The sequence below is a fragment of the Mesorhizobium sp. M2E.F.Ca.ET.219.01.1.1 genome (assembly GCF_004016445.2).
Lineage (GTDB): Bacteria > Pseudomonadota > Alphaproteobacteria > Rhizobiales > Rhizobiaceae > Mesorhizobium.
Genome location: NZ_SADT02000001.1, coordinates 677,807 through 689,785 on the forward strand (window position 1 = coordinate 677,807; position 11,979 = coordinate 689,785).

Consider the following 11,979-nt stretch of genomic DNA (forward strand, 5'->3'; position numbering starts at 1 on the left):
GTAGCTAGGAGCTCACCAATACTGGTGCGATGACGCCAATGGTGACACTCTCGGGCTAATCACGCCATATTGCCCGCGTGGGCGGTGAGCAGGCCATGAGCAAAACCTTGAGAGGTGTGGAATGGTGACTGGGGTCAATGAAACTGCCGTTGCTGACCATTACACCGTAGAGGGCCTTGGAACACTGATTCTCGACGCACTGAAGGTTTCTGGCAAACTGAACACGCTGTCTCCGATCGATCTTGCTCCTGTTGACGAGTTCCACATGGGTGGACGAGCAGCGACGCAACACGTCATCGGAATGATGAGCCTGCCAAAAAATGCTCACGTCCTCGATGTTGGTTGCGGCTTGGGTGGCGTCGCCCGATATCTCGCGGCCGAATGTGGATGCCGCGCAACGGGGATCGACCTGACCGATGAATATGTGCGGGTTGGAACGATGCTGACCGAGCGGACTGGACTTGCCGATAAGGTGGATCTCCATGTCGGCAGCGCTCTCGCCCTGCCCTGGCCGGAAGCGACATTTGATGCCGCGGTAACGTTTCACGTTGCGATGAATATCGCCGACCGACCGCGCCTGTATGCTGAAATCGCGCGCGTGCTGAAACCGGGGGGCATGCTTGCAATCTATGACGTGATGAAGGGACCACGGGAGGGTCTGTTGTTTCCGCTACCGTGGGCCGAGACGGAGGAGACGAGTTTTCTTGTGACCGCGGGAGAAATGCGCAATCTTCTCGACAATGCGGGCTTTGAGATTATCCGCGAGGAAGATCGGCGTGAGATTGCGCTAGGGCATCATCGGGACAGGCTGGCGGCGCAATCGGCAGCTGGCGGCCCGTCGCCGCTCGGTCTGCATCTGTTGCAGGGACAGACAGCAAGCCTCAAGTCGCGCAACATGGTGAGAATGCTCGAGGCTAACCAAATTACGCTCGGAGCCATTGTCGCTCGTCGCCGCGCGTGAGTGAAGGTCGCTGCTGCGCTAAGCGAATTACGGCATCGCTATTGGTAGCCGCGCAGACCGAAGAAGACTCTGCCTCCCGCCGCCTCCGTGACAACGCTAGACGATGCGGCTATCCTCAGACCGGGCGCGAGGAATGCGATGGAGATCACATCACATGGGGCTGAAAGTTAGCAGACCCTCAGATGTCGGTCGCGCCTTTGCCGACGCCTGGAATCGACACGATATGGATGACTTCGCGTCCTTGTTCTGCGAGGACGCCAATTTCGTCAATGTCGTGGGCATGTGGTGGAGAAATCGCAGCGAGATCGAAGCGGCCCACCGTGCAACTCATGAAACTATGTTCCGCGACAGCCAGTTAGAGGGTGTCGTCTCGTCGGTCATCGAACTATCTCCGGGCATTGCATCGGTGCACTATACCTGGACTCTGACCGGTGCATCCGCTCCGGACGGCTCACCAGCCGGACCGCGGAAAGGCATCCTGCTTCTGATTGTTAAGGAGGAACAGTCCGGCTGGCTGATCAAGGTGGCGCAGAACACCGACATAGTTCCAGGCGCAATTGCTCCCCCCTCCAAAACGAGGTGAGGACGGCAACAGGTATCTAGCGCCCAAGCGGCAACTTAGATACTGACAACAGTTCAGCCTCATCCGTGATCCCTGCCAGGTAGTTTGCCAGCAGACGAGATGCGAGGGCTTCACGTCGCTCTGGGGATTGATGTTCGTCCTTCAGTTTGTCGAACACGCGTCCGAGCAGCGCGACTTCGGATGAACTGAAAATGCCACTTTCCTCGGCTCTTTGGTAAATCGGCATGAGGATCTTCCCGGCACTCCGAGCTAAATCCCATTCGAGATTTTAGGCAAGAAAAAAGCCCGTCCGCCGAAGCAGACGGGCTTTTTCTTCAAGAACGTCGTGCGCCCCATCTTTTCCCGAGCGGTCCGCCGAACCCGGGCTGTAACCCCACACAACTCTCTCCTAATGCAGCGTAAACCCCATGGCTGTAGCTCGGAGGCAACAGGGGACGCTTTTGAGACAGCTGGTCGCATCACCTCTCGTTTTGAACAACCGCATCCACCCAGAGCGGCACATGTTCCAGGCAAATTTGGCTCAGTGGATCCGGCCTGGACGATGCTCGCCCATGAGGTGGCATCGCCTGCGCGGGCTCAACTGTTGGGAGACCGCCCGCTTTACGATGTTTTGCAGATGGGCAAGGGCCGCTATTCGACCACTGCGACCGACTGCGCTGCCGGGATGGTCTTCATGCCGAGGCTCGAGCAGTCCTGGTTGATGGTCGAGTTGCCCGACCACTGGATGGTGTCGGCGACGACCTGCGTGCAGCCGTTCACGCCTGAGAAGTTGCCGAGATAATTGACCTGCTGCCTGGGAAAATAGATTGCGCCGGTCAACAGCGAGGTCGCAGTGCCGTTGAAGGTGCTTTGCGCCGCGATACCCGTCCTGTCGCCGTAAAACAGCACGCCGGAATAGGTGCCCGAGGTCGGTGCGCTCAGCGTCACCGTGGCATTGCCGTTCATGCTGACGGTGTTGCTGCCGGACATGTAGATGGTTACGCCGTCGCCCTGGATCACCGCACCGGCGTTGATCTTCAAATTGCCCTGGACGACATAGACGCCGGGAGAAAGCGTGACATTGCCGTTGAGGTTCATACCATTGCAATAAGTTCCGGGCTGGATTGTTTGCGTCGACTTGCCGCCGTTGACATTCTGGCAGGAGCCGCTGGCCGAAGGCGCCGGCAGGCTACCGAACGGATCGGACGCCGGAAGGGCCTGGGTTATCGGGGCTTTGCAGACCGAAGGGTCCATGGTCACCACGTTGTTCAGCACAACGCCACCGGCGGTAATCAGGCAATCGGTCTGCAACCCTGCCGAGCCCTGCACCTTGATTGAGTCACCGGCGATCGAATCCGACATGACCGAACAGCCGGTAAACTTGACGCTCGTGCTGCCGGAAAACAGCGCCGCCTGCGAGGCGGAGGGGTTTAGCGCCAGCACGCAGGCCTTTGAAGCGTCGGTGATCAGCGCCACCGCCCTCGCCTGTTCCGGCACCTTTGTCTGGGTGAAGATGGCGGTGAACAACCGGTCGAGGTTCTGGTTGAGGATCACCTCCACCGCCTTCTTGGCCGTGTTCGGTCCCGAGGTGGGCGGCGTGTTGACGACGATGGTGCCGCCGCCCAGCCCGTTCGAGGTCGCCGATGACGTGGCAGCCGCGGTGATGGCGGCCGTGTCGGACCCCTGGATCTTTTCGAGCGCGCCAGCATAGGCGGCCGCGTCCGCGATCGCCTGCAGCTTCAGGCTCGAATAGTACCAGTACGACGTCTCGACACCCAGCCCCGCGCCGCCGACGACTACCGGCAGGGTGAACGCGACGATGGTCGCGACATTGCCGCCCTTGCCTTCGCAAAAGCGCCGAAAGAAGCGCCGGAAAGAATGATGTCTGAAGAACCGACCTGAAGAGCCCATGGCCGAGCGCGCCTAAGATATCCCAGACATCACGTTCAGCACCCCCGATAAACGAATGGATAATTTTTTCGCTCGATTTGCGCCGGTCAGACCTTAGAGGCGAATTAGCGCCCGTTCGGCGATCACGGATCGAGACCTTAGTCTGAGCAGCGTTCAAGAGCCTGTTCGCCTGGTTTATTAGGACACCGGCGTGATGGCTGTGTGATTAGCAAGGCCGGGCAAAATGAAATTTATAAGTGAGAAACTGGTGATGTGATTTATAAGTATAGTCACAAAAACCAAGAGTTTAGCTATGACTAAAGTACCTTATGCTAAAGGATTGCTTCCCGATCAGAATCCAAGAGATGGCACTCGGAAGGAAGCCAAGGACAGGATGACGCGAGAAGACTGGAGGGAAAGGCACGAGGCCTTTGAGCAGGATCTCGCAACCATAATGGACAAGGCTACCGACGATATCGCCGCCATCCTAAGCGCCGGAGACAAGTTCCTTGTCGACCTCCGCATAGGGGTTTGGATGTGCTTCGCGGTTTTGTGCGTGATCGCCTGGCGCGTCTGGTGATCAACACCCTCCTCCCGAAAGTCCAACGCATGGCGAAACTTGCAGCGTCGGTGAAAAGCCTCGCTACGGGCCTTGCGATCGGCATAGCCTTCGCCATCGTCCACGTCTTTGCTGGCTAGACAGCCCCGCCAATGACGCGGGGATGATCAGGTACAAAACCGCTCTTGAATGTCGCGGACAAGCGGCGCAAGGCCACCGTGAACGATCTGGGCCGGATCGTGCTTGGCGCACAGCCCTCTATAGGTAGGTGTGAGGTTGTTTCCCAATTGTTGCTAGAGCTGTTGGCTTGTCCGCTGCTTCTGGGATCACATCTGAAAATGACACGCATCGCCACCGCCTAGGCCGCTCTCGGCCAGAACATCCACGTCAACGAGACCGCCGAGACGATCCAGACCAATATCATAAATGCCAGACCGGCTTTGCTGACCGGCTTCGCTTGGCTGGCTGCCTTCTCCCGGAACTCTTCCATCAACGCCACAGGGATCATTTGAACAGCGGCCATTATACCGAGCGGCACGATGACAAGATCGTCAAGATAGCCAATGATCGGAATGAAGTCCGGGATGACGTCGATGGGGCTAAGGGCATAGGCAGCAACCGCCCCCGCGGTAGCCTTCGCATACCACGGTACGCGCGGATCACGCGCGGCAATCCAGAGCGCCACGACATCGCGCTTTACGGTGCGCGCCCATCGTTTTGCAGAAGCCAGAAACGACATGTTCCATACATAGGCATGCTACGGACGAGCGTCACTGCCTAAAGGGTTCCTGTGCCGCAGCTCGTCGGGTTGGAGGCAGGTGTTTTGGGCCTCGCAGGGCGGGTTTCAGCGGGCGCCGGTTAACCTATTCAGTCGAATCCAGCGTACGCGAACTTGCGTGTGCTATGAACCTGCGCGATTTTATCCTTGGGGGTGGTGGCTTGGGGAAGCACCACGATGACTTTTGTCAACTATTACGAGCTGTTGGAAATCAGTCCGAGAGCGACGTCTGAAACTATCGAGCGAATCTTCCGCTACTTCGCCAAACGATACCATCCCGATAACGGGGAAACTGGCGATGAACGGCGCTTTAGCGACCTTGTAGAGGCGCACAACACGCTGAGAGATCCTGCCGCCCGCGCCCAATACGACATCCTCTACGGAGAGTACTTGGGCCACCAGCGTGAGACGGCTCAGGAAGCTAGCGACCCCCGCGTGGTTGAGAAGGACACGATCGTCCAGGCAAGAGTGCTCGCACTGCTCTGTGCGAAGCGGCGGCAAGACGTCAACAATCCGGGCATCGGCGACGAAGAGCTCGAGCGCCTGTCGGGCTGCCCTCGCGAGCACCTAGAATTCCACCTCTGGTACCTTAAGGCGAAGGGTTTCATCGGCAGGACAGAGAACGGGACATTCGCGATCACGGTGCAAGGCATTGATCGCGCCTATTCGGAACGTCAGGACGCTAGGCCGGTCGCTACAAGACTGCTAGAGAGCACGGCCAGCTAACATTCAACGAACAAGGCCCTTGGCCAGTCCGCTCGGTCAACTCCTGGTCACGCTTATCTCGCGGATCGCATAAGCGAGGCTTATCGGCAAGCGTCATGCTCTCAAGCCCTTTGAAGCCGCGGGAGAGAGTGAATCCCAGTCGGTGCCGATGCACTTGGTCCAGTTCGCTGGCCTGGCCTTCCGAGAGCCTGCTTCCCGTGCGAACCGGGCCGTCAGGAATCATGGAGCTTTTCGTCGGCCAAGGGTGCCTCGGCGGCGCTGCACTGCCGCCGCGATAACCTCGAAGTCGCTGCCGGCTTCCTCGTAGATCTCAATGCCCTCCCGGTCCGCAGCTTTCATCGCTTAGTCGGTCAGATGCTTATCGCGGCGGGGTCATCCGTCCCCGCTCCAGGCAGATGGTCTGCCATCCCACGGTCGAGGAAACTGGCGCCGCGCGTGTTCATCTTTCGATAAGCATGAGCCGCATATTAAACTAGGTTCCGCTGATCTTAGTTGTGACTCTTGAACCTTCTCTTTCGGGGAGCGCACCCGACGCGCTGCCGCGTAGCGCGGGAACCGGGTGACGAGGCACGGCGTTCAGACCTGGAAGGGACGGCCCCGTCTTTGACGCTGTTGGCCTTCCGAACGAACTAGGTCGCGCATCGGACGGGCAATCATCGGAGAACCCAGATGCGAACATTTATCCTCATAGCGGCCGTATCGCTGCTCGCCGGACCCGCGTCGGCAGCCGATCACCTTTTTACCGCCACGGCGGCAGGCGGTTTGACGACCGACAGCCAACCATTCCAGAACGGCATAAACAATAAGGCTCCTACAGCCGAGGACGTGCCTGGCGGCGGCAGTCCGCTGTCGGGCGAAGACCATACTGTCCCAGCCACTGACACACAGACGGGTGCCGCGACCCGCGACATGCCGGCGGCCACTCAGGGCAAGACCGCCCCATCAGCCAATGCCCACTGACAATCGCGGATCTTCGTATAAAAGGCGGACACCAGGGGTCCGCCTTCGTGGTCGGCCGGAGAGAACAGTTAGCCACCCATCTTCTTGGCCATAGCGCAGAAGTCAGCATGCGCCTTGTTGAGCGTGGCGTCGCCGCAGTCTTTCAGCACCGCGGTTCGTTCGTCCGGTTTCATCGCCATCCAGGCCGTTTTGAAATCGGCTTCCGACCTTAGAGTCTTCATCCCGGCGTCGGTGAAGAACGGCGACATCTTGGCTGGGTCGTCCAGCGCAGACGTGGACCCAGCCATTGCTGCACCACTCATCATCGCGAGCGCAAGGGCGCCCATTGTGAACATCTTGATATTCATCGGACCTACCTCCTTAAGATAATAATCCTAGAAGGAAACGTGCGCTTACCGACAGAGGTTCCAATCGCCGCCTCAGGCAATCCGCTAGCGCGAGCGGCCGCTCCGTCTGCTGCTTTGGGGTGACCTAATGATGGAAAGCGTCACAAGGCCAGGGTCAGGGTGTAGACAACCTGGCCGCGCTCGTCGCGGACGGAAATGCTGTAATTGCGGTTGCCGCCTTCGGCGCTATGGTCTTGAAGCGCTTAGGCCGGCAATGTCGCGACGGCAGCCCTTCGAAACTGAATTTTTGAGGAAAACGGAAGCCCGACCTCATCGTGTGTGATCGCCGGTCGAAGAAGTAGTTCGCCGCCCGCCGTGCAATAACCTTGGTTACGTCTCGCTCGGGTACTTTCACAGAAAGAGCCCGCTCTGCTGGGGCCGGCTCTTTGTCGGGGTCAAGCATCCTCACTCCCGTCGACGCGACAGCCTTCGCCTCAACGCGGCGTTGAAACATCCAACTTGCGACAAACCCTAATGTTTCACCGGGTTCGCCAAAATTGTCTTTGGCCGTTACGGCTTCCTAACGATCCATTCCAGCGTGTCGGGATCAACTTCCCTCTGCCCGGTGTACAACTGGATCAGTTGCAGAGCGATTTCCCGCCACTGACTCTCTGGCGCTTTGCTCTCGCGAAGTTCTTTCAGGAAGGCAGATCGTATGATGTCGGCATCCATTGCCGACAGAGTTGATTTCGCCATGGGTCCCTCACATGAGCGGGGGCGAAAACCATTCCCCGCGCAGCGGCGAAATATATATCTCTGCACGACCAATTTCGCGAGTCCTGATGAATGCCGGCAGTGTCTCATTTTGAAGCTGGCGGGCCCGCCAGCTTCTGTTCGGCTTCCTCAGTCGGGAAGCCCTTGGCCTTGCACTCTTCGAATTATCTGATATTGGCGCGCGATGTGCTCACGTCCTCGCTGGATGTGCCGCTGCACCATTTCCAATTCGGTTTCGTCACGCTGAATAGCGCCAAGCTATAGCAGCTTTCTCGCGCATTTCGTACGGCCTGCGCTTCCCCGGCCTCGGCGCAACGGGGTCCCATCTTGTCGCAAAGTCTTTCGCATCGACCAGAGAGCTCGCCACGCCAGCGGCCAGAGCCGGTCGAAGCGAGGCTGCCTTCGCACGGTCGGCGGCTACAAAAAGCCCGCTGGCCAAAGCCAACGGGCATAGTTTTGCTGGCCTGCTGATGTGTGAATTTCCTGCCTTGGCTACAGTCCTGTTGACGCTTTCGCACCATCTTGTCGCCTTGGATGAACGAGGTTGTTGTTGTCCGGGTGTGACCAAACGACTGCTTAGAGGGTGCCCAGCGCTCCCCAAACATTGCTAGGTTAGACTTCCCCTTTGCTCTTGCGCAGTTCCGCGTCCAATGCCTGCTTCCCCCTCACGGCCCAAATGTTGCGCGCATGCTCACCTTCATGGCTCTGGAGCTTCGCGGCGACCCAAAGCATAGCTCCATAGATGATGGCGCGATCGTCGTTGATCAGTTCGACGATGCCTGCCTTGACGACGAGACCACCGAGTTCAATTAGATGTCGAGTGCGCTTGCGACGCTCGATTTGCCAGGTGCGCATGTCATTGCGAGCCCGAGCCGCCTGCCGGCGATTGTGGGCTGCCCGGTTGCGCTGGAGCGCCGCGCAGGTTGCGCTGAGTTGCCGGAGCAGTTCGCCGAGATCCGCTTTCGAAAAACATCACCCCACGCTTAGCCCATGCCTCACGCTTTCCGGTGTCCTTCGTTTCGGCAATTGCGACCAACGCGCCGGCCAGTTCGTCTGTGCTGAGTTGATCGGCGCCGGTGGCGATCACCAGTTCACCGAGCTGCTGTACCTTCCGCGTTTTGAGCTCTCGCGCCTTGTCTTCTAGTGCTTTCAGTTCGGTGTCGAAGTCCCGTGGTTTGCGCATGTGCTGTCTCCATCGATTGTCGATGCGGTGATGATAAGGGACGGCCTTCCGGAAGGCTTCAGGGTTGCCGAGACAGCCCGGGACGGGCTGGTCCATCCCGAGAATTTTTCGAGGGAGGGCGCGCTTATACGTCGTGCCGACGTGCACTTTGCCGTGCAAATGATCTGGTCGCGATGGCGATCTATCATCTTCACGTCAAGGTCATTGGCCGCAAGGCTGGCTCCAGCGCTGTGGCGTCGGCCGCCTACCGCTCGGCCTCGCGGCTGCGTGACGAGCGGATCGAACGCAGCCATGACTTCTCGGCCAAGCGCGGCGTTGTCCATTCCGAGATCTTGCTGCCGGAGGACGCACCCGAAGCCTGGAGCGACCGCGAGCGGCTGTGGAACGCCGTCGAAGCGTTCGAGGTTCGCAAGGATGCGCAGCTCGCCCGCGAGGTGGAATTTGCCCTTCCGCGTGAACTCAGCCAGGCGCAGGGCATCGAGCTGGCGCGCGACTTCGTGCAGGCGGAGTTTGTCAGCCGAGGCATGGTCGCGGATCTCAATGTGCATTGGGACAGAGCGGAGGATGGCAGTCCTAAGCCTCATGCCCATGTCATGCTCACCATGCGCTCCGTCGATGAGAACGGTTTTGGGGCGAAGGTGCGCGACTGGAACGCTACCCAGATGGTCGAGCGCTGGCGCGAGCGATGGGCGGAGCTTGCCAATGAACGCTTGGCTGAACTCGATATCGACGCCCGCATCGATCATCGCAGCCTGGAAGCGCAGGGCATTGCGTTGGAGCCGCAAACCCAGATTGGCGCGCCGGCTCAACGCATTGAGGGCAGCGGCCTTGACACTGCCGACAGCGAAGCCGATCGCGCCGAACTGCACCGAGAGATCGCGCGTAACAATGGCGCGCGCATCATCGCGGATCCATCCGTGGCACTGGATGCCATAACCCATCAGCAATCGACCTTTACCCGAAAGGACATCGCGAAGTTCTCGCATCGGCACAGCGACGGACTGGAGCAGTTCAACGCGGTGATGCGTGCCATCAGCAAAGCGCCCGACCTTGTCGAACTCGGCAAGGATGGACGCGGAGAAGATCGCTTCACCACGCGGCAAATGATCGAGACAGAACAGTGCCTGTATCGTGCGGCGGAACGCATGGCTGCAGAGGGACAGCATGCGGTGAGTGAGTCGGTTCGTGCGACGGCTGTGGCGCATGCCAGGCAGCGTGGCCTCGTTCTGTCAGGCGAGCAGAGCGATGCGCTGGAGCACATCACGGACGGCCGCGGTCTTGGTGTCGTTGTCGGTTTTGCCGGCACGGGCAAGAGCGCAATGCTGGGTGTCGCGCGTCAGGCTTGGGCAGCAGCAGGCTATGAGGTTAAAGGCGCCGCACTTTCCGGCATTGCGGCCGAGAATCTCGAAAGCGGATCAGGAATTGCTTCGCGCACCATCGCCAGCGTGGAACATGGCTGGGGACAGGGCCGCGATCTGCTCACAGCGCGCGATGTCCTGGTGATCGACGAGGCCGGCATGGTCGGCACGCGCCAGTTGGAGCGCGTGCTCTCCCATGCGGCGGAGGTCGGCGCCAAGATCGTGCTTGTCGGCGATCCGCAGCAGTTGCAGGCGATCGAAGCCGGCGCCGCGTTCCGCTCCATCCATGAGCGTCATGGCGGCGTCGAGATCGGCCAGGTGCGCCGGCAACGCGAGGACTGGCAGCGCGACGCGACACGCGATCTGGCAACCGGCAGGATCGACGCTGCGATCGACGCCTATGACGTACAAGGCATGGTGCATCAGGCTAGCTCGCGCGACGAGGCGCGCAGCGATCTGGTCGAGCGTTGGGATCGCGACAGGCAGGCAGAGCCAGACGCAAGCCGGATCATTCTCACCCACACAAACGACGAGGTGCGCGCCCTTAACACTGCAGCGCGCGAGCGCATGCGCGCTGCCGGCCATCTCGGCGACGATGTTCAGGTGGATGTCGAGCGCGGTGCACGAAACTTCGCAAACGGCGACCGGGTCATGTTCCTGCGCAACGAGCGGTCGCTCAGTGTCAAGAATGGCACGCTCGGTGTGATCGAAGAGGTCAGCGCGCAAACCATGACGGTTCAAACCGACGACGGCAGGTCTGTGCGCTTTGACCTGAAAGACTATTCCCACATCGACCACGGCTATGCCGTGACCATCCACAAGGCCCAAGGCATGACGGTCGACCGCACCCATGTGCTGGCGACGCCAGGCATGGATGCCCATGGCAGCTACGTTGCCCTGTCGCGTCATCGCGACGGGATGGACCTTCATTACGGCAGCGATGACTTTTCGACTCGCGAACGCCTCGTCCGGACGCTGTCACGCGACCGCGCCAAGGACATGGCGTCCGACTACGGGCAGATCGATCCGGCGCAGAGCTATGCCGAACGGCGTGGCATCACCTTCCGCGAGCGTGTGGTCGAGATCGTGCGCCGGATCGTTCCAGAGAAGCTTCGCGACAGGATCGACGGGCTGCTCGACGGGTTGCGCTCGCCTGCAGACGCCGAGCCCGGACAAGACCGTGGACATCAGCCGGGAAGGGAAGACGGTCGAGTGCAAAACGGCGATGCCGCGCCTGTAAGAGATGCCTCGGTCAGGGGAGCGCAGCGCGAGGCGGATGCGCCGGTGGATCCGGAAGCGGCGTTGCGCAACGCTCGCACGAAGGCGCTTGTGCGCCACGCGCGCGCGCTCAACTCGATTCTCAGCACTGGAAACGCGGAAGGGCAGGGCAGCCCCGAACAGATGCGCGAATTGAGAGATGCGCGCATCGCTTTCGAGGAGGTTCGGCCCTATGGCTGGCGCGATGCCGAAGCGGCCTATGTCAAGAACCCCGAGCTGGCGCGCGAAGCCGGAGCCGGTCGCGTCAACCGCATCGTGCGCGCGCTCCAGCTTGAAACAGAAATCCGCACCGATCCAGGCCGCCGGGCCGACCGTTTCGTGGAAGACTGGCAAAAGCTGAAAAGGACAAGCCAGCGCCAATACGAGGCCGGCGATATGTCCGGTTACAGGTCAACGCGCTCGGCCATGTCCGACATGGCCAAGAGTCTCGAGCGCGATCCGCAACTGGAATCGCTGCTTGCCAATCATAAGAAGGCGCTTGGCATCCAGGTCGAATCCGGCCGGCGCCTGGGTGTGGAACTCGCATTCAGCCACGGCATTGGCATCGGGCGTGGCATGGGCATCTAACCCACCGATTTGCCGCCGTTCCAACGCCCCAGGTCGAGGAGATGCCGAATCCGATTG

General features: G+C 60.0%; 13 protein-coding genes. 6 read left to right on the top strand and 7 right to left on the bottom strand.

Annotated features, from left to right (window positions below):
* Positions 1–121: 121 nt before the first annotated feature.
* Positions 122–961 carry a class I SAM-dependent methyltransferase gene (locus EN862_RS03195; protein ID WP_127864408.1) on the top strand — a complete coding sequence of 280 codons (840 nt, stop codon included), beginning with the start codon at positions 122–124 and terminating at the stop codon, positions 959–961.
* 154 nt (positions 962–1,115) lie between these two features.
* Positions 1,116–1,544, top strand: coding sequence for an SgcJ/EcaC family oxidoreductase (locus EN862_RS03200; protein WP_127864409.1), 429 nt, complete (start codon positions 1,116–1,118; stop codon positions 1,542–1,544).
* Between the two features lie 16 nt (positions 1,545–1,560).
* Here EN862_RS03200 and EN862_RS03205 read toward each other — a convergent pair whose 3' ends face one another.
* Both EN862_RS03205 and EN862_RS03210 read right to left on the bottom strand, forming a co-directional pair.
* Entirely contained in the window at positions 1,561–1,770 is a 210-nt protein-coding gene (locus EN862_RS03205) for a hypothetical protein (protein WP_127864410.1), read from the bottom strand.
* A gap of 404 nt (positions 1,771–2,174) precedes the next feature.
* Complete coding sequence (locus tag EN862_RS03210) at positions 2,175–3,434, bottom strand: pilus assembly protein TadG-related protein (protein ID WP_127864411.1); 1,260 nt, start codon at positions 3,432–3,434, stop codon at positions 2,175–2,177.
* Positions 3,435–3,726: 292 nt separating this feature from the next.
* On the opposite strand from EN862_RS03210, the gene EN862_RS03215 reads away from it, so the two are divergent.
* Positions 3,727–3,993 carry a hypothetical protein gene (locus tag EN862_RS03215; protein WP_127864412.1) on the top strand — a complete coding sequence of 89 codons (267 nt, stop codon included), beginning with the start codon at positions 3,727–3,729 and terminating at the stop codon, positions 3,991–3,993.
* 337 nt (positions 3,994–4,330) lie between these two features.
* On the opposite strand, the gene EN862_RS03220 is transcribed toward EN862_RS03215, so the two are convergent.
* Positions 4,331–4,711 carry a YkvA family protein gene (locus EN862_RS03220; protein WP_127864413.1) on the bottom strand — a complete coding sequence of 127 codons (381 nt, stop codon included), beginning with the start codon at positions 4,709–4,711 and terminating at the stop codon, positions 4,331–4,333.
* A gap of 216 nt (positions 4,712–4,927) precedes the next feature.
* On the opposite strand from EN862_RS03220, the gene EN862_RS03225 reads away from it, so the two are divergent.
* The gene (locus EN862_RS03225) at positions 4,928–5,476 is read left to right on the top strand and encodes a J domain-containing protein (RefSeq protein WP_127864414.1); all 549 of its coding nucleotides are present in this window, start codon (positions 4,928–4,930) and stop codon (positions 5,474–5,476) included.
* A 669-nt stretch (positions 5,477–6,145) separates the two neighbouring features.
* On the top strand, positions 6,146–6,436 hold the full coding sequence (locus EN862_RS03230; protein ID WP_127864415.1) for a hypothetical protein: 291 nt from the start codon (positions 6,146–6,148) through the stop codon (positions 6,434–6,436).
* A gap of 68 nt (positions 6,437–6,504) precedes the next feature.
* On the opposite strand, the gene EN862_RS03235 is transcribed toward EN862_RS03230, so the two are convergent.
* From EN862_RS03235 to EN862_RS03250, 4 genes are all read right to left on the bottom strand, one after another.
* Entirely contained in the window at positions 6,505–6,783 is a 279-nt protein-coding gene (locus tag EN862_RS03235) for a hypothetical protein (RefSeq protein WP_127864416.1), read from the bottom strand.
* 549 nt (positions 6,784–7,332) lie between these two features.
* Entirely contained in the window at positions 7,333–7,518 is a 186-nt protein-coding gene (locus EN862_RS03240; protein ID WP_127864417.1) for a hypothetical protein, read from the bottom strand.
* Between the two features lie 630 nt (positions 7,519–8,148).
* A complete protein-coding gene (locus tag EN862_RS03245) occupies positions 8,149–8,391 on the bottom strand; it encodes a conjugal transfer protein TraD (protein ID WP_127864418.1) in 243 nt (80 codons plus the stop codon).
* Between the two features lies 1 nt (position 8,392).
* On the bottom strand, positions 8,393–8,719 hold the full coding sequence (locus EN862_RS03250) for a conjugal transfer protein TraD (protein ID WP_127864419.1): 327 nt from the start codon (positions 8,717–8,719) through the stop codon (positions 8,393–8,395).
* A 173-nt stretch (positions 8,720–8,892) separates the two neighbouring features.
* Here EN862_RS03250 and traA point away from each other — a divergent pair, with 173 nt between their 5' ends.
* Positions 8,893–11,922: a Ti-type conjugative transfer relaxase TraA gene (traA, locus tag EN862_RS03255; RefSeq protein ID WP_127864420.1), complete on the top strand. Its 3,030-nt coding sequence runs from the start codon at positions 8,893–8,895 to the stop codon at positions 11,920–11,922.
* The last annotated feature ends 57 nt before the right edge of the window (positions 11,923–11,979 follow it).